Raw genomic sequence first — 23,513 nt, forward strand, 5'->3', positions numbered from 1 at the left:
TTGCAACCAGCGCATCAGCCCGATTCAAAATGAGGCTGAGATATTAAATTGAGATTAGCGTTGGTGTTACGGCGGGATGTCTTGCTATGGCGTTAACCGCGTGCCAGCCTCTGAACAGTTTCGGAGGGTTTTCCAGTGCGCATGTTTTTGACTTATCTTCTTCTTTTCTTCAGCTTTGTTTCTGCGTCGTCCGCGGTTTTGGCCGACTCACCCTTGCCCGAGGGGCGGTTTGTTCTGCAGCGCGACACCGATCATTTCGGCGCTGATCTGGGGCCTTTGTTTGATACGGATATGGCCAGTTGCGCCCGCGCCTGCAGTGGGCAGCAGGCCTGTGTCGGGTTTGTTTTCAACAGTCGCTCGGATGCTTGTTTTCCCAAATCCTCGATGACCGAATCTGCGCCGTTCGAAGGGGCGTTTTCGGCGCAGCTGATCCGGGCGGGCAAGGTCGAACAGCGGCAGGCCGAACAGCGCGCAGCGCAGCTGACTGGTCTGGATCCTGCTGATTTCACGGCGGCGCGTCAGCAGGCGGCTGGGCTGGGACTGCGGTTCCCGGCCGGGGGCGCAACAGTAGAGGATCTGGCGGCAGCAGCGGCAGAGGCCTCGCCTGCGGTTGCCCTGCGCTGGATTGCAGAGGCGGTCGCCATCAGTGACCGGGGTGATCTGTGGGAGGCCTATGCCCGCAGTCTTATGCGCCAAGAGGGCAAAGGGACAGCTTTGCGCCGCACCCGAGAGGCCGCGCTTTCGGCGGCTTTGAACAGTTATTTCCGCGCTCAGGGCAATGGCGCGCAGGCGCAGGCCCTGATGGTGGCTGCCCGCGCCTTGGAGCAGCTGGAGAGGGGGCGCGCGGCAGTGTCGGTGTTGCGCGTTGCCAACGACCTGGCCCCCAGCCCGCGGCTGGCAGAGCGTCTGGACAAGGCGATTGCGGCTTATGGCTTTCGGGTCACGGACAGTTCGGTTGAAAGTGACAGCGCAGCGCCAAGGATCTGCGTGACCTTCTCGGAAGAGCTGCGAAAACTGGGCGTGAACTATGATGACTATGTGAAACTGCCGGATCCCCGACTGGTCGCGGATGCCGATGGTCGCCAGCTTTGCATTGACGGCGTGGTACATGGCACGCGCTATCAACTGACTTTGCGTCGTGGTCTGCCCGCGGCAACGGGGGAGGTGCTTAACAAGGACGTCACGCTGACCCACTACGTGCGCGACCGCAGTCCAGCGGTGCGTTTCTCCGGGCGGTCCTATGTCTTGCCGAAGGGCGATCAGGTGGCGTTGCCGGTTGAAACGGTCAATGCCACCCAGCTTGACCTGCGCCTGCGCAGGGTGAGTGACCGCAATCTATTGCGGACCCTGCAAGAGGACTATTTCGCCCGCCCCCTGTCGCAGTGGCAGGAAGAGCAATTCACGGCGGATATTGCAGAGGAAATCTGGACCGGCACGGCCGATGTTGGCCAAGATCTTAATCAGGCAGTCACAACGCGGTTGCCACTGGGAGAGGCGCTGGACGGGCAGCCGGTTGGCATCTACGCCCTGAGTGCACAATTGCCGGGGGCCGACCCCTATGACACGCCCGCAGCGACCCAGTGGTTTGTGCTGACGGATCTGGGGCTCAGCAGCATGATGGGACGTGATGGGTTGCATGTGCAGGTGCAAAGCCTGTCTGACGCCACACCACGGGCTGGCGTGTCTGTGCAGCTTGTCTCGAACGCGAATGCGATCCTGGGCAGAACAGTGACCGATGAGCAGGGCTATGCGCGGTTTGCTCCCGGTTTGGTCCGTGGGACCGGCGCGGCGGCTCCAGCTGTGGTGATGGCCGAGGTCGGACCAGAGGTTGATACAGCAGGAGGCGTTGCGGATTTTGCGTTCCTTTCGCTACGGGATGCCGCCTTTGATCTGTCTGACCGAGGTGTCGAAGGGCGGGCCGCACCCGGCCCAGTCGATGTGTTCCTGTTCACAGACCGGGGCGCCTATCGGGCGGGAGAGGTCATTCATGCCACGGCGTTGGCACGCGACCCACGTGCACAGGCCCTGCCAGAGGTGCCGTTGATTGCTGTGCTGCGTCGTCCGGACGGCGTGGAATATTCGCGGCAGATCTCTGAGCGGGGGCAAATCGGGGGGCATGTCTTTTCCCTGCCAGTCGCGGCAACTGCGCCGCGTGGCACCTGGCGGTTGTCAATTTTGGCTGATCCGGACGGCAAACCCCTTGCCAGTCAGCAGGTGCTGGTTGAGGACTTTTTGCCAGAGCGGATCGATTTCACCCAGGAGGTTGCGGACGCAGGGCAGCTGCGGCCCGGAGGTGTTCTGCAGCTTTCGATCAACGCCCGGTATCTGTTTGGCGCACCTGGAAGCGATCTTTCGATTGAGGGAGAGGTCCGGCTGCGCGCTGCGGAGGGTCTGGCTGGGTGGCCGGGTTACCGGTTTGGCCGTCACGATGACCGCCTGCCTCCACAAAGCCGGTTTTTCAGTGGACAGACGACAGACGGGGCCGGGCTGGCAGAGATCGATCTGAGCCTGCCGCAGCTTGAGACACTGGGCCAGCCCCTGTTGGCTGAGGTTGTCACACGCCTGTCGGATGGCAGCGCCCGTCCGGTTGAACGGCGCCTGGAGTTGCCGGTGCCTGCATCAGAGCCCTTGATCGGGATTAAGTCGCTGTTTGAAGACGTGGTGCCAGAGGGGCAGGACGCGCGCTTTCAGTTGATTGCGATCCCCGGGCCGGAAGAGGCTGCGACCCTGAAGGCGACATGGACACTCAATCGGATTGAAACCCGGTATCAGTGGTATCAGCTTTACGGGAACTGGAACTGGGAACCAACCACCCGGCGGACGCGGGTTGCGACGGGCGAGATTACGCTGGGCCGTGATCCTCTCGAGCTGGCGCAACCGGTCGAGTGGGGCGAATACGAGCTGGTGGTCGAGCACGAAGGTCAAAGCTATGTGGCGTCCTCTTCCTTGTTCCACGCGGGTTGGTATGTGCCCGCTGATGGCGCGGATACGCCTGATCGGCTGGACGTGTCTCTGGATCGGGAAAGCTATCAGCCAGGTGATGCCGCCCGCCTGCGCCTGAATGCCCGCAACGGCGGAATGGCGATGATATCCGTGGTGTCAGATCGGCTGATCAGCCGTCAGCTGATTGAGGTATCTGCGGGTGAGACACTGATACCGCTCACCGTGACAGAGGAGTGGGGCAGCGGTGCCTATGTCACGGCTGCCTTGGTGCAACCTTTGCAGGGCAAGGCAGACCAGACCCCGGTGCGGGCGCTGGGCGTGGTTCATGCCGTTGTTGAGCGACCGGGACAAAAGCTGGCCGTGTCGATCAACGTCCCCGACGTTGCGCGCCCGCGGACAACGCAATTGACCGGTGTCACTGTTGAGGGTGCCCAGGCAGGTGAAGACGTCTGGCTGACTGTTGCGGCTGTCGACCTAGGGATCCTGAACCTGACCGGTTTCCGTAGCCCTGACCCTGTGGGGTATTTCTATGGCCAAAGGCGTCTGGGGGTGGAGCTGCGCGATCTATATGGGCGGCTGATTGAAACTGGAAACGGGGCTCTGGGAGTGGTGCGATCCGGCGGGGATGCCGGATCAGGCATGCAGATGCAGTCTCCGCCCCCGACCCAGGATCTGATGGCTGTGTTCTCCGGGCCACTCAAGGTCGCAGCTGACGGAACGGTTGATGTGCCGATTGACCTGCCGCCTTTCAATGGCACGGTCCGGCTGATGGCTGTGGCGTGGACACAGTCCGCGGTCGGGCAGGCAGAACAGGATATGCTGGTTCGCGACCCAATCGTTGTGAGCGCCTCTGCGCCGCGCTTTTTGGCACCCGGTGATCAGAGCCGTATCCTAATTGACCTCACTCATGCCGACGGCCCCTCTGGTGAGGTGTCTGTTGCGGCACGGGTTCTGGGTGACGGGCTGGCCTTGGGCAACTTGCCCAGCCGCGTGGTGCTTGCAGAACAGGGCAGCCAAAGCCTGATCCTGCCCGTTTCGGCAAGCGCGGTTGGTGATCCAGAGATCGAGCTGGCGCTGACCGGCCCCGATGGGGCCACGGTGGTTCAGCGCCTGCGCATGCCGGTGCGGGCAAATGATCCCGAGGTCGCGATGACCAGACGGTTTGTGCTGGCGGGCGGGGATAGTTTCGACTTCTCCTCCGATGTGTTTTCCGGTCTGCGTCCGGGCACTGCACGGGCCATGTTGTCGAGTGGTCCGCTGGCGCGCTTTGACGTGCCGGGGGTGCTGAACTCTTTGGACCGTTACCCATACGGCTGCACTGAGCAGGTTACATCCCGCGCGCTGCCGTTGTTGTATCTGTCTTCTGTGGCTCAGGCCGCCGGAGTGGCGCAGGGTGACAGCGTTGCGACCCAGATCGATCAGGCCATCGAAGAGGTGCTGACCCGACAGGCCAGCAATGGTGGTTTTGGGTTGTGGCGCGCCGAAAGCGGAGATTTCTGGCTTGATGCCTATGTGACCGACTTTCTTAGTCGGGCGCGAAGCACGGGCCACGCCGTGCCTGAAAAACGGATGCAGCAGGCATTGGACAACCTGCGCAACCGGGTGAATTATGCCGCTGATTTCGACAACGGAGGCGAGGCCCTGGCCTATGGGTTGCTGGTCTTGGCACGCGAAGGCGAGGCGGCGATGGGCGATCTGCGCTATTACGCTGACGTCAAGGCCGAGGCTTTTGCCACCCCGTTGGCCGTTGCCCAGCTGGGTGCTGCGCTTGCCGCTTACGGTGATCAGCGCCGTGCGGACAGGTTGTTCCGGCAGGCCGGTGATATGCTGCGGACACAGACGCCGGATGTCACCCTGTGGCGTGCCGACTATGGCAGTGCCTTGCGTGATCGGGCCGGTGTTCTGGCACTGGTGACTGAGGCACGATCGGACGTTCTGTCGACGGATCGCCTGGCCCAGAGCCTTGCACCGGATGGGCGGTCGCTCTCAACCCAGGAAAGCGCGTGGACACTGATGGCGGCGCAGGCGCTGGTGAACCGCGCAGAAGACAGCGGGCTTCTGGTCAATGGTCAGCCTGTTGATGGCCCCTTTGTCGAGGTCCGCGACGGGGGAAATGCGGCGTTGCCCGTGTCGTTGAGTGCAGCCAGTGGCAGGCAGATCGACATCACACTCACCACGATTGGCGTGCCAGAAGTCCCCGCCCCGGTTGGCGGAACAGGCTACAGCATCGAGCGCAGCTATTACACGCTGGATGGCGTGCCAATTGAGTACGCAGAGCACGCTGTCGGAGATCGGTTTGTGACCGTGTTGCGCATTGTGCCATTCGAGCCGGTGGGTGCGCGATTGATGATCAATGATCCGCTTGCGGCCGGTGTCGAGATCGACAACCCAAGTCTGCTGCGATCAGGAGATCTGAGCGGATTGGATTGGCTGGATCTGTCGACTGCGCAACATACAGAGTTTCGATCAGATCGGTTCCTTGCAGCGGTGGATCTGCGCCGCGGAGATCGAGGCGATAAGGCTGGCATTATTACGCTTGCCTATGTCGCCCGTGCCGTCACACCGGGGATGTTCCACCATCCTGCGGCTTCGGTCGAGGATATGTACAGGCCAGAGTTCCGGGCCCGCACTGGGACCGGACGGTTGCTGATCCGGTGAACCGACGCGGCGCCATTTGCTGGGCTCTGTTCTGCATGGGCCTTGCGGTCTGGATCGCGGCCCTCGGGCTGCAGGGCTGGGTCAGCCGGACTGTTCTGCCGCCGGTGTTGGCGGAAACCGCGCGAGAGGTACGGGACCGCAACGGTGCGCTGTTGCGGGCCTATCCGGTAGCGGATGGCATTTGGCGTCTGGATGTGGCGTCTGATCAGGTCGATCCGACCTATCTTGCCATGCTGCTGCGCTATGAAGACAAGCGGTTCTACAGCCATAGCGGAGTGGATCTGTGGGCCATGCTCCGCGCTGGAACGCAGGCGGTCTGGCGCGACGAGGTTGTATCTGGCGGCTCTACTTTGACCATGCAGGTGGCGCGTCTGCTTGAGAATGGCGGGACGGGGCGATGGGCCGGAAAACTGCGCCAGATCCGTGTTGCGCTGGCTTTGGAACAGCGGTTGAGCAAGGCGCAGATCTTGCAGCTCTATCTGCTTCACGCCCCCTTTGGCGGCAACATCGAGGGCGTGCGCGCAGCGAGCTATGCGTGGTTTGGCAAGGCCCCCCGGAGGCTGACTCCGTCGCAGGCAGCGCTGCTTGTCGCCTTGCCGCAGTCTCCTGAAACGCGGCGGCCTGATCGGGCGCCGGGTGTTGCGCTGGCCGCGCGCAACCGGGTGATCAACCGCATGGCCGCAGCAGAGGTGATTACGGCAGAGCAGGCAAAAACTGCCTTGTTAGAGCCGATTCCAAATGAAATTTACCCCTTCCCGCTGGAGGCGCCGCATCTCGCTGATTTGGCGCTGGCAGAGCGACCAGATCAGCGCCAACTTGATCTGACCATTGATGAGGGCATGCAACGGCGGCTGGCAGGTTTGTTGCGGGAAACGGTGGAGCGTCACGGGGCGAACCTGTCTGCGGCGCTTGTTCTGGCCGATCATCAAAGCGGTGAGATCCTCGCCTCTGTCGGCTCGCCCGGCTACCACAACGGGGGAAGGCGTGGCTATGTCGACATGACCCGTGCGGCGCGCTCGCCCGGCTCGACCCTGAAGCCTTTGGTCTACGGGTTGGCCTTTGATCAGGGCATGGCACATCCCGAGACCATGATCCACGACGGCCCGATTGATATCGATGGCTATGCACCGCAGAATTTTGACGGCCGCTTCCGCGGGGATCTGCGGGTGCGTCAGGCGCTTCAGCTGTCGCTGAATACCCCGGTTGTCAGCCTGCTGCAGGACCTGGGCCCCGCGCGGTTGATGACAGCAATGCGCAGGAGCGGCGCAAGACCCGTGCTGCCCGGTGGCCAGCCGGGGCTGGCGGTCGCGCTTGGCGGTGTCGGTGTCAGCTTGCGTGACCTCGTGCAGATCTATGCGCTGATCGCCGCTGGGGGGCAGGGTATTGTGTTGCATCACCAGCAGGACCAGCCGCCTGAGCGGAGTGCCCGGATTTTGTCAGAGGTGGCAGCCTGGCAGCTGGGTGATATCCTTCGGGATCTGCCGCCACCCCCAGGCGCGCCGGCCAGAATGCTGGCCTATAAGACCGGGACATCATACGGGCATCGCGATACTTGGGCGATTGGCTGGGATGGGCGATACGTCATCGGCGTCTGGCTGGGGCGCGCTGACGGCACGCCCGTACCGGGTGCCTTTGGAGCAGAGCTGGCGGCGCCGTTGTTGTTTGAAGCCTTTGGCCGAATGGGCGTCAGCTTTACACCGTTGCCAGCCGCGCCGCCGCAGACATTGGTGGCGGCAACGGCTGACCTTCCGCTTCCGCTTCGCCGGTTCAGCGCAGCGGGAGAGAGCAAGGGAGCCACCGGGTGGATTGAACCGCTTCAGGTGGTGTTCCCCCCGGATGGCGCAGAGTTGGTTTCGTCCGCTGACGCCTTGACCCTAAAGCTGCGGGGCGGTGAGGCGCCGTTTGTCATCATGGCCAATGACAGGCCTATCCGAACGGGTGTGCGCCGCCGCGTTCTGGAGGTTCCTTCACCGGGGGAAGGGTATTCGACATTTGTCGTGGTGGACCGCAATGGGCAGTCAGACCGGGTGCGGGTCAGGATCATGCCGGTTCAACCTCTGGGCACGCGAGGCTAGATCACGCGCCAGACCGGTGTCCCTAGCGGCGTCCTTCTCGCAGCCATCCAGCGAGGATCATGGCCGAGGCAAGCAGCAGCACAAGCCAACCCGGCAAAAGGGGCGTTTGGTTGACCGATACGGTGCGGTAGGCATCGCGTGGCGTGAGGCCGATCCACCCCCGGCCCGCTGCGGTTCTGCCTTCCCTGACATTGCGTAGGATCGGTATACCATCCGAAATGTTGCGAATGCCGCCGCGGGTCTGGCTGACGACCTCGGCCAGCACGTCGGCTGTTGCTATGGTCTGCTCGAACTCGCGTGGTGCGGCTGGGCCAAGGCCGATCACTGTGCTTTGCGTACCTTCTTCCAACCGGTAGAGGCCTGGCTCTTTTCCTTCATAGCGACCTTCCCAACGGCCCGGCCCGATCTCGCGCAGCTTGACGATGGCGGTAGAGCCATCTGGCGCAGTCACGGTGACGTCTCCGACATCATCCTGCAGGCTGCGGCGTTCGATGCGCATGCGCTGGCCCGTTGCGTCTGCGGTCAGGACGTTTTCTTCCAGCTCAGGTTCTTTCATCATCCAATGAGCCAGACGGCGCAGCAGCTCAAGCTGCGGGCCTCCGCCTTCGTAGCCGCGGCTCCAGAGCCAGGCGTGATCGGATGCAAGCAGCGCCACGCGCCCGTCCCCTACGCGGTTCAGCACCAGCAAGGGACGGTCGTCCAGTCCGCTCATCAGGACATCCCCTTCGGGGACGTTCACATCCACTTGACGCAACCATCGCCCCCAGCTCTCGGCGTCGGTCATGTCGGCGGTGACGGGATGGCGTTGACCCAAATCCGTGACGGTCGGGCGATAGGGGCGTTCGATGACCCGTGCCGATGGGCTGGCGGGCAGAATGCTGGACAGGGGGGAGCGGTAAATGCTGTCGGCGCTGGCGAAATCCGGTCCAGCTGCGACCAGAACAGCGCCGCCGCGCTGGACGTAATCTGCAACATTGTCGAGATAGATTGCAGGCAGGATGCCGCGCCGTTTGTAGCGATCGAAGATGATCAGGTCGAAGTCATTGATCTTTTCCAGAAACAACTCGCGGGTGGGAAAGGCAATCAACGAAAGTTCGTCGACAGGCACCCCGTCCTGCTTTTCCGGTGGCCGCAGAATGGTGAAATGTACCAGATCCACCGCGCTGTCCGATTTCAGAAGGTTGCGCCAGGTGCGTCCACCTGGATGGGGTTCGCCCGATACCAAGAGCACGCGCAACCGATCCCGAACACCGTTGATTTGCACCAGCGCTGCATTGTTGCGGTCAGTAAGCTCACCCTCGGCCATCGGGACCGAAAACTGGATCACATTTCGACCGCCATGCGGAAGAGTGAGAGGCAGATCGAAATCTACCCCAACCGGCAAGTTAAAGCGTTGCGGTTCTGCCCCGCCTATGGAAATCGCCAGCTCCGCAAGGCCCCCAGGCGACGGTGCCGCCCCCTGATCTTCGATCCGCAATGTCAGCGTGACGGGCTCCCCGATGATGGCAAAGCTTGGGGCGTTGCGCACGATAAGGCGGCGGTCCCAGTCATCGGGCTGTCCACTGAGAAGAACATGAAACGGCGCTGGCATAGCGGGGCTTTGGTCGATGTCATGGACCTGACCGTCGCTGATTGCGATCATTCCGGCTATGCGCCCGCGCGGCAAATTGGCAAGGGCTTCGGCCAGGTGGCCCATCAATGTGGTTCCGCTGTTGTCGGTTGCGCCTTCGCGTGGTTCGACCCCGTCGACGGTGACCCAATGGATGTCCGTATTGGGACGTGCTGCAAGGGCCGCTTCCAGCGTGGCGCGGGTCGCGGTGGTCTGTTCTGGGCGATTGGACAGCTGCTGGCTCGCTGTCTGATCTTCCAGCACGACAACAATATCCTTGAGGGGCGCACGGTCTTCGGTCTGGTAAACCGGTCCGCATAGCGCGGCCAGCAAAACAAGCGCGGCAGCGCCACGCAGAGCCCAGCCCGAGAGCCGTTTCCAAAGTGCCAGCGCCACAGCAGCAAGTGACAGGGCAGATAGCACCCAGATCACAGTCCAGGGCAGCAAGGGATCAAAGAGGATCGTCTGTGTCATTGCGGCCCCCTATTGCCCCAACCGATCAAGCAGTGCAGGCACATGGACCTGATCGGATTTGTAGTTGCCGGTAAGAACATGCATCACAAGATTGACCCCGAAACGGTGCGCCAGTTCGCGCTGTCGTTCGCCTGCAAAACCGCGCCCGACGGGCAGCAGAGGGCGACCGTTTGCATCTACGGCCCACGCCGCAGCCCAATCGTTGCCACCAATCACAACCGGGGTTACCCCGTCGTTGAGGTTGCGAAAGGGGATACCTTCGATCTGCTCTGCGTCCGCTGGTGCGGCTTCGACCCAGACGGCTCCACGGGTGTGGCGACCGGGAAAGTCCTGGAGCAGGTAGAAGGCACGGGTCAGGACATGATCGTTTGGCACTGGCTCCAGTGGAGGAACGTCCAACCGCAAAGCCAGCTGTTGGAGCCTGCGGCCCGCAGGGCTGCTTGCACCGGATCGCGTGATGTCGGCGTCGCGGGTGTCAAACAGGATCATGCCGCCGGTGCGCAGATAGGCGTTCAACTTGTCATAGGCGTTGCCCGAGGGCATGGGCTGGTCAGCGGTGACCGGCCAGTAAAGCAGGGGAAACAACGACAGCTCGTCCTGCTCCAGATCAACCGAGGCAGGGGGCGCGGGTTCGACCGAGGTGCGAAAGCGCAGGGTGTCCGACAGGCCCCTCAATCCATCCAGCGCAACGGCGTCGACCTGCCGGTCGCCAGTCAGAACATGCGCCAAAGTCAGCTCTGACGCGTGCAGGGGCGCGATGTCATCAGGCTGGGTATCAATCGGGACGGCGTTCCCCTGTGCCCATGCGCCGGATACCTGCACAACAGCAAGGGCCGCGCCTGTCGTAGCCACCAGAAAGAACGAGGACAGCCTGCGCGACACGCCTGATTTGAGCAGCAAGCCAGAGAGCGCGAGTGCAGCCACCACGTCAACACACATCAACAGCAGCGCGAGGCTGATCAGAAGACCGCCAAGAGGGCGCTCAGGCGCAGTGGCGTAGCGGCTGATCGCGACGGAGGCCGGCCATTCCGCAGGTGTCAGCAGCTCGTCGGCACGCAAGACGTTGCGGGCAATGCTGCGCTCGCCACTTTGATAAAGGCCGGGGCGCAGGTCGGGGCCAACAGGTTTTTCCACCAGGTCTGGCCCTGACACCCCAGGCAGAGCAGCAGCATCCGCCAGCGTGCCAAACCCGTCGAGCACTTGCAGTGGGGCCCATGTGGTGCCTTCCAGATCGCCCGCAGCGGGCGGTTTGGCCCCTGACGAGATTGCCAGCCGCTCCATCATCTGGACGAACAGGCCGGACAGCGGCAGGCTGCTCCATTCGGCGTTGGCAGTGACATGGAAGAGAATGATCTGCCCATCTCCGAGGGATTTCCGGGTGACCAGCGGCGTGCCATCCGACAGCTCAGCAATGACGCGGCTGGCCAGTTGCGGATCCGGTTGGGCAACAACCTGAGAGCTGACTGTGACATCCGCGGGGATGGTCAGACCAAAAAATGGCGAGGTTTCCGCAAAGGGAGCCAGGGTCTTTGGCTCTCCCCAACTCATTGCGCCACCGATGCTGCGCCCCCCAATCCGCAGGCGGACAGGCAATAGGGGTTCTTCCTCTGTGCGGGCTGTATCGCTTGCGGCAAGGCGTGGACCGGCAAAGCGCAGAAGCAGGCCGCCCTCTTCCACCCAGCCGATCACGGCGCTTTCCTGATCCGGGGGCAGACGGGCTGTGTCGGCCAGAACGATGACATCCGGATTGGCGGGGATCAGATCGCTCAATGCGCCGTCCAAAAGGTCTGCCGTCGGCTCAAGCGCTTTGCGCAGATAGTGCAGCGGCGACAAAAGCGCGAGCCCTTCATTGCCGCTTTGTGAGGAGATGAGCGCCACTTCACGCCGACGCAGACTGTCATCTGACAGAGCAACCGCGCCCGCGCCTCTCTGGCCTTGAATTTCGAAGTGCCGGATGCGGGCGCGTAGCTCAGATGGCAGGGCCAGACGGGCGGTGGCAGTCGCACCGTTATCTTGAATCGTCGCGGTGTCGCCGAAATCGACAGTGACAGAGCCCAATGTGCGCATTGTTCCACCCGGATCCGGGCCCCGGGCCAGAACAGTCACAACCTGACTGGGGACAGCTTGGCTGCTGGTCACAGAGATTTCCATCATACCATCGACATGGCCAACAGGGCGCAGGGCGGTTGTGGCCTGCGGGTGTTCATAGGCGATCAAAGTGCCGCGTTGGGCAAGTTGCGAAATCAACGCTTCGCGTTCGGCATAGTCGAGCCCGTCGCTGAACCAGACGGTATCAAAATCGGTGTCGATCGCATCGATCTGTGCCCGCGCAGTGGCAAGTTGTTCTGTTGTCGGCTGCCAAGGCAAAGGTGCCTCGCCCGCGAGTTTTCGTCGCCAGCTTGCGGCACTTTGGAAGACGGGGGCCTCGGGCGCTGTCAGCCGCATGAGAGCAACAGCGCGATCAGCACGTCCAGCCTCTGCCAAGAGGCGATCCATTTCATCGCGGGTTCGCTCCCAGTTGGGTGCGCCCGCCCAGCTACCATCAAGCACGACCAGCAGGGGGCCACGCCCAGATGGTTCTGTTGTCGGGTTCAGAACCGGGCCGGCCAGCCCGACAATGGCAGCCGCAACAGCAAGCATCCGCAACAACAACAGCCACCAGGGGGTGCGATCCGACAGGCTGTCGTCATCGCGCAACCCAAGGAGCAGGGTCACTGCAGGAAACAGCCGCTTGCGGGGGGCAGGCGGCACGGCCCGCAGCAACAGCCACAGCAACGGCAGCGCCAGCAGCGCCAGCAACAGCCAGGGCGATGCAAAACCGATGCCCGCAATCGTGGTCATGCGTTGTTCCTCTCCATCGCGTGATAGAGCCACATCAGAGCCGTCTGCGCGCTGTCTCCGGTGTGGTGCTGGCCAAGCCGCCAACCTGCCGTGCGGCAGAGATGATCAAGTGCGTCACGCCGTTCCGCCAGCCGGTCGAGATAGCGTTGCCGCAACGCGCCTGCTTTCAGTGTTTCATGGCTGAGCCCGCCAGCGACGCTGTGAAAGATCGTGCGCCCGTGAAACGGGAACTCCTCTTCTGCCGGGTCCAGCACCTGCAAGAGCACCCCCTGCACACCGCGATCGGCGGCTTTGGCGAGCGCCTGTTGTATGGGGTCAAATGGACCGAGAAAATCAGAGATGAACAGGACGCGCGCATGGGGCATCATGGCGCGATCTTCGGGTGGGGTGTAATCGGTGGCTTGATCCTGGCTCAGGTGTTCGGCCAGGCGCATCACCTGCGCGTTGCCCCGCCTGGGTGGCAGCATCCCGCCGGTCAGCCCGACCCGTTCGCCACCGCGCAGCATGAGGATGGAGGTTGCAAGCCCAAGCAGGCGGGCCCTGTCAATCTTGCGTGGCAGCGCCTTGTCCGACGCGTAACGCATGGAAGCCCCCTGGTCGACCCAGAGGTGGACCGTCTGGGCGATTTGCCATTCCCGTTCTCGGACAAATTGCTGATCGCCCTTGGCGGACCTGCGATGATCGATCATGCGGCGGCTATCGCCCAATTGAACGGGGCGATATTGCCAGAAATCATCTCCCATTCCCGCGCGCCTGCGCCCGTGTTCGCCCAACAGAACAGATCCCGCCAGATGCTGCGCCTCTACCAGAAGGGGCGGCAGGTGGCTTGCTGCGACCTCGGATTGGTGGCGCAGTTCACCTGCCGTCAGCGGGCTGGCGTCTTGTGGATCCGTGACCCCAGAGGCGGGGGGGCTGCTCACGCGGCGGCTCCGCTACGGGACAGGGACTGCGCAGTCGTTGCAATCAGATCTGCCAGGCTCTCGCCACGGGCGCGGGCGGCAAAGTTGAGCGCCATTCGATGGCTTAACACAGGCTGGGCCATATCCAGAACATCATCTGCGTTCGGTGCAAGGCGCCCCTGCAGCAGCGCCCGGGCCCGAACCGCAAGCATCAGCGCCTGTGCGGCCCGTGGACCTGGGCCCCAGGCCACTGTCTGGCGGACCTGCTCGGAGGCGTCTGGCTCTTGTGGACGGAAGGCGCGCACAAGATCGAGGATCATCTCTACAACCGCGTCGCCAACCGGCATCCGCCGCAAGAGGGTTTGTGCTGCGATCAGGTCCTCAGCCGTAAAGACCTGATGGGCAGCGCCTTCTTCCACGCCGGTTGTTGCCAGCAGGATATCACGTTCAGTCTGGCGTGTGGGATAGGGCACATCAATCTGGAACAGGAAACGATCCAGCTGCGCCTCTGGCAGCGGATAGGTGCCTTCCTGTTCGATCGGGTTTTGCGTTGCCAGCACATGGAACGGGGTGCCCAAGGGGCGATCTGCCCCGGCAACCGTGACGATGCGTTCCTGCATGGCCTGCAGCAGCGCCGACTGCGTGCGCGGGCTGGCGCGGTTGATTTCATCTGCCATCAGCAGCTGGCAAAACACCGGTCCGGGCATAAAGCGGAAGCCGCGACTGCCATCCGATGCTGTTTCCAGTACCTCAGAGCCAAGGATATCAGCAGGCATCAGATCCGGTGTGAACTGAACCCGGTTGCCGGACAGCCCCATGACTGTGGAGAGCGTTTCAACGAGACGGGTTTTGCCCAGTCCCGGAAGACCGATCAGCAGGCCATGCCCACCACAGAGCAAGGTGCTGAGCGTCAGATCAACCACCCGTTCCTGCCCGATAAAACGCCGGGTAATCGAGGCGCGGGCCTGGGTCAGTTTGTCTTCGAGGGCTTCAATTTCGGCCAGTAGATCGTCGGGTTCGGACATGACTTTCCCTTTACGGCGAATATATGATGGTAGTGTATCGCGTTGACGGAAAATGGCAAAAGCAATGAGCGGACAAAATCCCGTGACATCCGAGAAGACAGCCGAAGCATCGGCCCAGACAAATGGTGCATCTGCAACACCAAATGCCGAAGGGCTTGCCGCTGCTGCCAAAAAGGCCGGCAAGGGCGGCAAACCGCCGGTGCATCTGTGGAACCCGCCATTTTGTGGCGATTTGGATATGCGTATCGCGCGGGACGGGACGTGGTTCTACCTCGGTACACCGATTGGGCGCTTTGAACTGGTCAAGCTGTTTTCATCCATCCTGAAGCTTGAGGACGGAAAATACTTTCTGGTTACACCGGTGGAAAAGGTTGGCATCACTGTCGATGACGCGCCCTTTGTTGCTGTGGATTTTGAGGCAAGCGGCCAGGGTCGCGAGCAGGTTCTGCGGTTTGTCACCCATGTCGAGGACGAGGTTGATGCCGGACCAGATCATCCGATCCGCGTTGTGCGGGATCCCCAATCAGGAGAGCCATCCCCCTACATCATGGTGCGGGACGGGCTGGAGGCGCTTATCGACCGCAAGAGCTTTTATCGGCTTGTCGATCTGGGCGAACACCATGACGGCTGGTTTGGTCTGTGGTCGGGCGGCAGCTTCTTTGCTGTGATCCCCTCCGAAGAGCTGCTGTCCGAGGAGGGCTGAATTGATCTGCGCCAGCCGTGTGATCTGATTGTGTTTGTTCACAGAATCGGCGTAGGCTTGCCTGAGATGACTGGGTTGGGCGGGTTGTTGCCGCCTTGCCGCAATGTTTCATCAATTTATCAAAAATTCTTCCGAAAACTTGCTCAAAAACCCGCGGGATCTGGGGCAGATTGGGCCTACGCGCTGGGGGGCGCAGGACGACTGGTCCGGTGAAACCGGATGATGGAGCAACTGCATCCGAATCTCCTCATGTGACGTTTCTGCCGTTCTTGTGGACGGCACCAAAGGAGGTCTGACATGCCCAAGTTTGCAGCCAATATTTCGCTGCTGTTTGCTGAATTGCCCTATCTCGAACGCTTTGCCGCCGCTGCTGCAGCGGGGTTTGATGCGGTTGAGATCCTGTTTCCCTATGAACTTGCCGCGAAAGAGACCCAGCGCGCGCTTCTGGCGAATGGCCAGCAATTGTTGCTGATCAACGCGCCCCCTCCCAATTATACGGGTGGCATGCCCGGTTATGCGGCGTTGCCAATGGGCACGGATCGGTTCCAGCGCGATATCCGGCGCGTGCTGCGCTATGCAGATGTGCTGCGGCCGCGGATGATCCACATCATGTCCGGCTACGCCAAGGGCGAGGTCGCCAAACAGACCCTGATCGACAATCTGAAATGGGCTGCAGACTATGCGCCGGGGCAGCAGTTTACCATTGAGCCGCTGAACAGCGGCGACCAGCCGGGGTATTTTTTGGATGACTACAATCTGGCCGTTGAAGTGTTGGAGGCGGTCGACCGTCAGAATGTTGGCCTGCAGTATGACGCCTATCACGCGCAGATGATCCACGGTGATGCGGCCAAGGTCTGGGATGCCTTTGGTGAGCGGGCGGTGCATGTGCAAATCGGTGCGGCGCCTGGACGCTGCGAACCCGGAACCGGGCCGGTGGATTTCGAGCAACTTTTTGCGGCCATTGACGAAAGCGGCTACACCGGCTGGGTGAGCGCGGAGTACACGCCGTCGACCAAACGCACCGAGGACAGTCTGGGCTGGATGCGCTGAGTGGTCACAGGGTGAAAACATATTCGTGAATTGATATGTGACGCCGGTAGGCGCATAACAGGGGCGACCTCAGATGTTCCGGAGTGTGCCCGATGCTGCCTGCCCGCCTCGCCCCTGTATTGTTTGGCCTGATCCTGTCGGGGATCATGTCCTGCGTCGTTACCTGTGTTGCAACGCTCAAAGCCGTGGGGTTCAGCCCGGAAGCGCCGGGGCTGTGGATGGGTGCATGGAGTTTTAGTTGGCCGGTGGCCTTTGTCGTCGTGCTGGTGGTGGCACCTGCGGTGCGGCGGTTTGTGGCGATGCTGGTGAAAGCCCCCGCCAACTGATCCAGACATTTCCAGCCAAAGAAAAACGCCCCATCCGTTCGGCTGGGGCGTTTCTTTCGTTCTATCAGGGGAGGCCGATCAATGCGCCTCTGCCCAGTTTTTGCCCTGGCCTGCGTCGGCGACCAGTTTGACGTCCAGATGCACGGCAGGATCAGCTGCGCTTTCCATTACCTTGCGGGCTGCTTCAATGGTGTCTTCGGCAGCGGATTCCGGAACCTCGAACAAGAGTTCATCGTGTACCTGCAAGAGCATGCGTGCAGGCAGATGGGCAATCGCCTCAGGCATCCGGATCATCGCGCGACGAATGACATCAGCGGCGGTCCCCTGAATCGGGGCGTTAATGGCCGCGCGCTTGGCAAAGCCCGCCCGGGGGCCCTTGGCTGCGATTTCCGGGGTGTGGATCTTGCGGCCAAACAGGGTCTGCACATAACCATGCTCTTTGGCAAAGGCGACAGTGTCATCCATGTAGCGCCGAATACCGGGGAAGCGCTCGAAATAGCGGTCGATGAAGCCTTGTGCCTCAGCGCGAGGGATCCGCAGATTGCGCGCCAGACCAAACCCTGAAATGCCGTAGATCACACCAAAGTTGATTGCCTTGGCCTGTCGGCGGATGTCCGGCGTCATTTCAGACAGCGGCACGTTGAACATTTCAGAGGCAGTGAGTGCGTGGATGTCCTGACCTTCGGCAAAGGCCTGCTTCAGTGTGTCGATCCCAGCGACATGGGCCAGAATGCGCAGTTCGATCTGGCTGTAGTCCAGCGCGAGCAGAACATTGCCTTCTTCGGCTACGAAGGCCTCACGAATGCGGCGGCCTTCTTCTGAACGGATCGGGATGTTCTGCAGGTTCGGGTCGGTTGAGGCTAGGCGCCCGGTATTTGCACCGGTCTGCACATAGGAGGTGTGGACCCGGCCGGTCTCCGGGTGAATGTGGTCCTGCAGGGCGTCGGTGTAGGTCGATTTCAGCTTGCTTAGCTGCCGCCAATCCAGAACGCGGGCTGGCAAATCGTGTTCGGTCGCCAGATCTTCAAGGATATCGGCCCCGGTCGCATAGGCGCCGGTCTTGCCCTTTTTGCCACCTTCCAGCCCCATCTTGTCAAAGAGGATTTCACCCAGCTGTTTGGGAGAGCCGACATTGAACGTCTCTCCTGCCAGTTCGTGAATCTCTGCTTCGAGGGCGGCCATCTTCTGGGCAAAGGCGTTCGACATGCGCGACAGCGTGTCCCGGTCGACCTTGACCCCCTCCATTTCCATCTTGGCCAGAACCGGCGAGAGAGGGCGTTCAAGGGTTTCGTACACGGTGGTGACGCGTTGCTGGTGCAGCTGCGGTTTAAAGAGCTTCCACAGACGCAATGTGATGTCGGCATCCTCAGCGGCATAGGCCACGGCATCCGCGATCGGGACACGGTCAAAGGTGATGGCGGATTTGCCGGTGCCCAGCAGGCTCTTGATTGGGATCGGGCTGTGGCTCAGGTAGCGTTCAGAAAGCGTGTCCATGCCGTGTCCATGCTGCCCTGCAAACAGAGCATAAGACAGCAGCATGGTGTCATCATAAGGCGCGACGGTGATGCCATCCTCGAACCCGGCGCCATGCTGCCGGCGGAAGATCTTGGCGTCATACTTCATGTTCTGCCCGATCTTGAGGATTGCAGGATCCTCAAGCACCGGTTTCAGCATGGACAGAGCGGTCGCAAAATCCATCTGTCCTTCGGCCAGTGTGTCGGACCCAAAAAGGTCATCGCTGCCTGCTTCTGCCTTGTGGGCGAGGGGGATATAGCAGGCCGCGCCGGGCTCAACTGCGAGAGAGATGCCGACCAGATCGGCCTTCATTTCGTCCAGTCCGGTGGTTTCGGTGTCCACCGCAACCCAACCGCGTTCGCGGATCTGGTTGATCCACATCTGCAGTGCCTCTGCATCGCGGACACATTCATAGGCGCTGGCATCAAACGGCAGGTCCGCAACCGACGGTGCATCAGCTGGGGCTGCACCTCCGGAAGGGGCGGCAGCGGGGGCGTCTGCGATGACCGGTGCCTCCTTGCCCAGCTGTTCTGCGACACGCTTTGACAGGGTGCGGAACTCCATTTCCGCGAGGAAGGACAGCAGCGTGTCTGCGTCTGGATCGCGCACACCCAGATCATCAAGGCTAAAGCCAAGTTCCATGTTGCTGTCGAGCTGTACCAGCTTTTTCGAGAGCTCAATCTGCTCGCGCTTTTCGATCAATGTCTGACGGCGCTTGGGTTGCTTGATCTCCTCGGCGCGGTCTAACAGCTCTTCCAGCGAACCGTATTCATTGATGAGCAGCGCTGCGGTCTTGATGCCGATACCGGGGGCGCCGGGGACGTTGTCAACAGAATCGCCAGCCAGCGCCTGCACGTCGACCACCCGGTCAGGGCCAACGCCAAATTTCTCGAACACGCCGTCACTGTCGATGCGTTTGTTCTTCATCGCATCCAGCATTTCGATGCCACCACCGACGAGCTGCATCAGATCCTTGTCAGAGGAAATGATAGTGACCCGCCCACCTGCGTCGCGGGCCCGGCAGGCAAGGGTGGCGATAATATCGTCCGCCTCAAAGCCTTCCTGCTCCTTGCAGGCAATGTTGAAGGCTTCGGTCGCAGTGCGGGTCAACGGGATTTGCGGGCGCAGATCCTCAGGCATGGCCTCACGGTTGGCCTTGTACTGATCGTAGAGATCATTGCGGAAGGTGTGCGAGCCCTTATCAAAGATCACGGCCACATGGGTCGGTGCATCCGGTCCTGTGTTTCCTTCGACGTAGCGGTGCAGCATGTTGCAGAACCCTGCAACCGCCCCGATAGGCAGCCCGTCGGATTTGCGGGTGAGGGGCGGCAGCGCATGGTAGGCGCGGAAGATGAAGGCCGATCCGTCGATCAGGTGCAGATGGCAGCCCTTGCCAAAAGGTGTCGTGGTCATTGCCGATGCTCCGGGTGTTGCGCGTTGGCCCCCGTTATCGGTGATCAGCGGGGAGAGGGCAATTGCCCTTTCGCCCGGTTGCGTCGGGGCCCTAGGCGATTTTTGCCTGTTCGCTGGCCTCTACAATCCGGCGCATTTCATCGCGGGTCATTGGCTTGCCAAAATAAAACCCCTGCACCGATGCACATTTTTCGCTGCGCAAGAATTGCAGCTCGTCCTCGACCTCGACGCCCTCGGCCAGGACCGGGATGTTGAGTGCAGCCCCAAGAAGCAGGGTAGAACGCACAATGGCCGCCCGTTGATCGTTTTTGTGCACGTCCTGCACGAAACTGCGGTCGATTTTGATCTTGTCGAAGGGAAAGGTCTGCAGCATCGCGAGCGAGGAATAGCCGGTGCCAAAGTCGTCCATGGCGATCCTCAATCCCATGTTCTTGAGCTGCTGCATGACTTTCAGCGTGTGTACCTGATCGTCGATGATACTGGCCTCGGTGATTTCCAATTCCAGCCGTTCTGCCGCCAGACCGGTTTCAAACAGGATATCCGATACATGTTCGACAAAGGACGGCTGCATGAGCTGCTGCGGCGCGACGTTGACAGCGACACTGTGGTTGGTCGGCCAGTCAGCGGCCTCTGCGCAGGCGGTGCGCAGCACCCATAGGCCGATTTCACGGATCAGCCCTGTTTCCTCAGCAATCGGGATAAAGATATCGGGGCGGATGCGACCTTTGGTCGGGTGGTCCCAACGCAGCAGCACTTCAAAGCCTACAGGGGCAAGTGAGCTGAGATCGTTCTGTAACTGATAAACCAACTCGAACTGATCCCCGGCGATACAGGCCTGGCGCAGATCATTGACCAGTTGCAGCCGCTCGCGACTGTGTTCCTCCATCGTGGCGTTGAACAGACAGACGTGGCGCTCTGCGTCCGCCTTGGCGCGATACATGGCGACGTCGGATTTATGGATGAGGCTCTCAATGTCGCGCCCCTCATTTATGCTGGTGGCAACCCCGATCGCCACGCCAACGATGGCTGAGGTGTTTTCAAAATCGACCGGCTCCACCACCAGAGCCTGCAGACGTTCAGCAAAGGCAATGGCCTGTTCGACCCGGCGAAAGCCTTGCTTGAAGGCGATAAATTCATCGCCGCCCGTGCGCGCGATATACTCACCTTCTTCCATTGCATCTGACAACCGCTGCGCCACCGTGCGCAAGACCGCGTCACCCGCAGCGTGGCCGTACAGATCGTTGATTTCCTTGAACAGGTTGAGGTCGAGGGTCAGCACTGCAACCTTTTCGGTGCGGTTGTGTTTCAGCAGGCGCGTCAGGGCCTCGGCCTTGCGTGTCAGTGACATCCTGTTGGGCATGCCAGTCAGCGGATCGTGCAGTGCGGCGTGTTCCAGGCGGTCCTGGGCCTCGCTCTCCAGCTTGGTTTCGATGCTGAGTGCTGCAAAGCCGATCATCAGGATGATCGCCATGACCCCCAAGATCAAAAGACCCAGCGTGGTGTCCGAAATCACCTCGGCAGGGACCGGATAAAGCGGGCTGAGCTTGACCGAAATGGCGGCCATTCCGGTGAAATGCATGGTGCAGATGGCAAGTGTCATCAAACCGGCCGATGCGATCCATGCGTGCCGATTTGTCCGCGACGCGATATGCAGATAGGCTCCGGCCCCTATCGTTGCGCCAAGAATAATCGATGCGGCCAGATGGCCGAGCTTCCAGTCGACTACGCCGGGCAGCAGAAAGCCGACCATGCCAAGGTAGTGCATCGAAGAGACACTCAGCCCGAACAGGCCACCCGCCGCGGCTATGCCGATCATGTTGTTTTTGGACAGTGCGAAGATGGTGTTGGCACCGCCCATCCCAAGAACCGCAAGGCAGAGTGACAGGCCAGTGATAACCGGATCATAGCCATGCTGATAACCGGGGTCATAGGCAAGCATGGCAATGAAATGCGTGGTCCAGACCGTGCCCCCAACAATCAGGCTGGTCAGGGCAATCTGCACCGCCATCCGCGACCTGCTGGTTTGCCGCAGTCGACCCGCCATGAGGGCGGACAAAGATGAGCCGACGACGCAGACGAGGGCAGCAAGGGCAACCAGCCCAAGACTATGGTCCTGGGTCAGGCATTGGATAACGGTGTACATGAAAGCTCCGGAGGTAAAATCACCTCCATTGTAACGGTGTCAGCGTTAACAAGCCGCTAGGTCAGAGCAGATGGCATGGGTTTTGTTTGATCAAATTGATCAGATCACCCCAGAGAAATAAGGGGTCTTCCAGATGCACCTTTTCAGCGCTTTGCCCGAAAACACAAAACGCTGCCCGTGGGACAGCGTTTTTATGAATTTGGTGTCTGCTTGGAATCAGCTCTGCGCTTCAGCCGCATCTTTGTGGATGTACTTGCAATCGCAGTAGGGGCATTCGACAAAACCCTCAGCTTCGGGGATTTGCAGGTAGACCCGTGGATGCCCCAACGCACCTTCGCTGCCGTCGCAGGCGACGCGGTAGCTGTCCACGATCTTGGTTTCCGGCGCTTCGATGGTCATCTCTGGCGGTCCTCTTGGTTATCAGTTAGGGGCTTTTATGAGCCAAGGTAAAACCGGGGGCAAGAGCCGCGATGACTGAGGACGCAATCCGTATCGAGGGTTTGCAGAAAACCTACAAGGCCCGGAAGGGCCAACCACCAAAAGAGGCACTTAAGGGCGTGGATCTGACGATTCCGCGTGGATCGGTGTTTGGCCTACTGGGCCCGAATGGTGCCGGCAAATCCACCATGATCAACATTCTGGCCGGCCTGGTGCTGAAAACCGCCGGAAAGGTGACGATCTGGGGATTCGATCAGGATGAAAACCCTCGCCAGTCACGCGCATCGATCGGTGTGATGCCGCAGGAGCTGAACCTTGATCCGTTCTTCAGCCCGAGGGGCGCATTGGAGGTTCAGGCGGGCCTGTATGGTGTGCCCAAATCGGAACGGCGCAGTGACGAGATCCTGAAGATGATCGGGTTGGAGGACAAGGCCCATGCCTATGCTCGCACCCTGTCTGGTGGGATGCAGCGCCGCCTGTTGCTGGGAAAGGCACTGGTGCATCATCCAAATATTCTGGTGCTGGATGAGCCGACTGCCGGGGTCGATATCGAACTGCGCCAGATGCTGTGGGAGAACATCCGCAAACTGAATGCTCAGGGGATGACCATCATTCTGACCACGCATTACCTCGAAGAGGCCGAGGAAATGTGTGATGAGATCGCAATCATCAATCAGGGCGAGCTGGTTGCCCGTGATACCACCTCCAATCTTCTTGGACGTCTGGATGCCAAGGCTATGGTGGTGCATCCGGCGGCACCTGTAACCGTCCTGCCCCAAGGCGCGGGGATCAGTTCGGAGCTGCGCGGTGACGGGGCCGTGGTGCTGCGCTATCACGGCAACGCGACCAGCGCCGAACAGGTTCTTTCGGCGGTTCATGAGGCCGGAATTTCGATCCGTGACGTCAAGACAGAGGAAGCGGACCTTGAGGACGTGTTCCTTTCCCTGACCAAGTCGCGGTCTTGAAGCAGCCCCATCTGGTCAGGTTAGAGCCTGTTTTCCCGCTACTGTGTTTCCACGCAGTGGCGGCGGAATGCACGTTTCAGCATGTCGAGTTCTGCCCGCAGAAGCTCGACTTCAACCCTTAGGTCATCGCCCGAGATCTCACCGCAGATGAGGGTGAAATCGCCTAGCTTCTCACCTGTCGCGCTGTCAAAGATCACAAAGTTCTGCACCCCGTCAGCGACGGCTTCGTTGGGCACCGGGATCGACAGCGCCCATTCGCCTGGCGTTTCGCTTTCGGTGAGGGTGACACCTTCAACCGGTCGATCCAGATAGCGAACATCGATCGCCGGGGGCCGACCCGAGCCGGTTTCACCACTGATACGGCCCTCCCACAGGGCGTTGTGAAAGCGGATCTTGCTCAGGGTCAGTTTGCTCATCGGGGTGGTTTTCCTGTGGG

The 23,513-nt window shown here is 61.1% G+C and carries 14 protein-coding genes; 6 read left to right on the top strand and 8 right to left on the bottom strand.

The annotated features are described in order from the left end of the window. The first annotated feature begins 141 nt into the window (after positions 1-141). Together NIT7645_RS08860 and pbpC are read left to right on the top strand one after the other, a co-directional pair. Positions 142-5,601 carry an alpha-2-macroglobulin family protein gene (locus NIT7645_RS08860; RefSeq protein WP_173644450.1) on the top strand — a complete coding sequence of 1,820 codons (5,460 nt, stop codon included), beginning with the start codon at positions 142-144 and terminating at the stop codon, positions 5,599-5,601. A gap of 35 nt (positions 5,602-5,636) precedes the next feature. After that, entirely contained in the window at positions 5,637-7,676 is a 2,040-nt protein-coding gene (gene pbpC, locus NIT7645_RS08865; protein WP_050686700.1) for a penicillin-binding protein 1C, read from the top strand. A 22-nt stretch (positions 7,677-7,698) separates the two neighbouring features. On the opposite strand, the gene NIT7645_RS08870 is transcribed toward pbpC, so the two are convergent. The 4 genes from NIT7645_RS08870 to NIT7645_RS08885 are packed head-to-tail and all read right to left on the bottom strand — an operon-like array spanning position 7,699 to position 14,524. Further along, positions 7,699-9,759, bottom strand: coding sequence for a hypothetical protein (locus NIT7645_RS08870; RefSeq protein WP_050686705.1), 2,061 nt, complete (start codon positions 9,757-9,759; stop codon positions 7,699-7,701). Between the two features lie 9 nt (positions 9,760-9,768). Then, positions 9,769-12,600 carry a DUF4159 domain-containing protein gene (locus NIT7645_RS08875; protein ID WP_050686709.1) on the bottom strand — a complete coding sequence of 944 codons (2,832 nt, stop codon included), beginning with the start codon at positions 12,598-12,600 and terminating at the stop codon, positions 9,769-9,771. After that, the gene (locus NIT7645_RS08880; RefSeq protein ID WP_050686713.1) at positions 12,597-13,520 is read right to left on the bottom strand and encodes a DUF58 domain-containing protein; all 924 of its coding nucleotides are present in this window, start codon (positions 13,518-13,520) and stop codon (positions 12,597-12,599) included. Before NIT7645_RS08880 ends, NIT7645_RS08875 begins: the two co-directional genes overlap by 4 nt. Next, positions 13,517-14,524 (bottom strand): AAA family ATPase, encoded by a 1,008-nt coding sequence (locus NIT7645_RS08885; protein WP_050686716.1) that lies wholly within the window; start codon positions 14,522-14,524, stop codon positions 13,517-13,519. The genes NIT7645_RS08880 and NIT7645_RS08885 overlap by 4 nt, the downstream gene beginning before the upstream one ends. Before the next feature lie 64 nt (positions 14,525-14,588). Between NIT7645_RS08885 and NIT7645_RS08890 the strand changes: the two genes are divergently transcribed. From NIT7645_RS08890 to NIT7645_RS08900, 3 genes are all read left to right on the top strand, one after another. Next, positions 14,589-15,227 carry a DUF1285 domain-containing protein gene (locus NIT7645_RS08890; RefSeq protein ID WP_242656123.1) on the top strand — a complete coding sequence of 213 codons (639 nt, stop codon included), beginning with the start codon at positions 14,589-14,591 and terminating at the stop codon, positions 15,225-15,227. Positions 15,228-15,524: 297 nt separating this feature from the next. Beyond that, on the top strand, positions 15,525-16,277 hold the full coding sequence (locus tag NIT7645_RS08895) for a hydroxypyruvate isomerase family protein (protein ID WP_008560089.1): 753 nt from the start codon (positions 15,525-15,527) through the stop codon (positions 16,275-16,277). 92 nt (positions 16,278-16,369) lie between these two features. Then, positions 16,370-16,603 carry a DUF2798 domain-containing protein gene (locus NIT7645_RS08900; protein WP_008561402.1) on the top strand — a complete coding sequence of 78 codons (234 nt, stop codon included), beginning with the start codon at positions 16,370-16,372 and terminating at the stop codon, positions 16,601-16,603. A gap of 78 nt (positions 16,604-16,681) precedes the next feature. Here NIT7645_RS08900 and polA read toward each other — a convergent pair whose 3' ends face one another. From polA to NIT7645_RS08915, 3 genes are all read right to left on the bottom strand, one after another. Then, positions 16,682-19,531, bottom strand: coding sequence for a DNA polymerase I (polA, locus tag NIT7645_RS08905; protein WP_050686719.1), 2,850 nt, complete (start codon positions 19,529-19,531; stop codon positions 16,682-16,684). A 91-nt stretch (positions 19,532-19,622) separates the two neighbouring features. Then, a complete protein-coding gene (locus NIT7645_RS08910; protein ID WP_050686721.1) occupies positions 19,623-21,674 on the bottom strand; it encodes a bifunctional diguanylate cyclase/phosphodiesterase in 2,052 nt (683 codons plus the stop codon). Between the two features lie 216 nt (positions 21,675-21,890). Next, complete coding sequence (locus tag NIT7645_RS08915) at positions 21,891-22,073, bottom strand: zinc-finger domain-containing protein (RefSeq protein ID WP_008560719.1); 183 nt, start codon at positions 22,071-22,073, stop codon at positions 21,891-21,893. A gap of 71 nt (positions 22,074-22,144) precedes the next feature. On the opposite strand from NIT7645_RS08915, the gene NIT7645_RS08920 reads away from it, so the two are divergent. Beyond that, positions 22,145-23,077, top strand: coding sequence for an ABC transporter ATP-binding protein (locus tag NIT7645_RS08920; RefSeq protein WP_008562459.1), 933 nt, complete (start codon positions 22,145-22,147; stop codon positions 23,075-23,077). 38 nt (positions 23,078-23,115) lie between these two features. On the opposite strand, the gene NIT7645_RS08925 is transcribed toward NIT7645_RS08920, so the two are convergent. Then, on the bottom strand, positions 23,116-23,493 hold the full coding sequence (locus tag NIT7645_RS08925; RefSeq protein WP_050686723.1) for a hypothetical protein: 378 nt from the start codon (positions 23,491-23,493) through the stop codon (positions 23,116-23,118). Positions 23,494-23,513: the final 20 nt, after the last annotated feature.

This window comes from Phaeobacter italicus, from assembly GCF_001258055.1.
GTDB classification, from domain to species: Bacteria; Pseudomonadota; Alphaproteobacteria; order Rhodobacterales; family Rhodobacteraceae; genus Phaeobacter; species Phaeobacter italicus.

Excerpts from the sequence above, each read along its gene's own strand:
- pbpC (WP_050686700.1), top strand. The coding sequence starts at position 5,637 with ATGGGCCTTGCGGTCTGGATCGCGGCCCTCGGGCTGCAGGGCTGGGTC.
- NIT7645_RS08870 (WP_050686705.1), bottom strand. The coding sequence starts at position 9,759 with ATGACACAGACGATCCTCTTTGATCCCTTGCTGCCCTGGACTGTGATC.
- NIT7645_RS08875 (WP_050686709.1), bottom strand. The coding sequence starts at position 12,600 with ATGACCACGATTGCGGGCATCGGTTTTGCATCGCCCTGGCTGTTGCTG.
- NIT7645_RS08895 (WP_008560089.1), top strand. The coding sequence starts at position 15,525 with ATGCCCAAGTTTGCAGCCAATATTTCGCTGCTGTTTGCTGAATTGCCC.
- NIT7645_RS08915 (WP_008560719.1), bottom strand. The coding sequence starts at position 22,073 with ATGACCATCGAAGCGCCGGAAACCAAGATCGTGGACAGCTACCGCGTC.
- NIT7645_RS08885 (WP_050686716.1), bottom strand. The coding sequence starts at position 14,524 with ATGTCCGAACCCGACGATCTACTGGCCGAAATTGAAGCCCTCGAAGAC.
- polA (WP_050686719.1), bottom strand. The coding sequence starts at position 19,531 with ATGACCACGACACCTTTTGGCAAGGGCTGCCATCTGCACCTGATCGAC.
- NIT7645_RS08860 (WP_173644450.1), top strand. The coding sequence starts at position 142 with ATGTTTTTGACTTATCTTCTTCTTTTCTTCAGCTTTGTTTCTGCGTCG.
- NIT7645_RS08890 (WP_242656123.1), top strand. The coding sequence starts at position 14,589 with ATGAGCGGACAAAATCCCGTGACATCCGAGAAGACAGCCGAAGCATCG.
- NIT7645_RS08900 (WP_008561402.1), top strand. The coding sequence starts at position 16,370 with ATGCTGCCTGCCCGCCTCGCCCCTGTATTGTTTGGCCTGATCCTGTCG.
- NIT7645_RS08925 (WP_050686723.1), bottom strand. The coding sequence starts at position 23,493 with ATGAGCAAACTGACCCTGAGCAAGATCCGCTTTCACAACGCCCTGTGG.
- NIT7645_RS08910 (WP_050686721.1), bottom strand. The coding sequence starts at position 21,674 with ATGTACACCGTTATCCAATGCCTGACCCAGGACCATAGTCTTGGGCTG.
- NIT7645_RS08920 (WP_008562459.1), top strand. The coding sequence starts at position 22,145 with ATGACTGAGGACGCAATCCGTATCGAGGGTTTGCAGAAAACCTACAAG.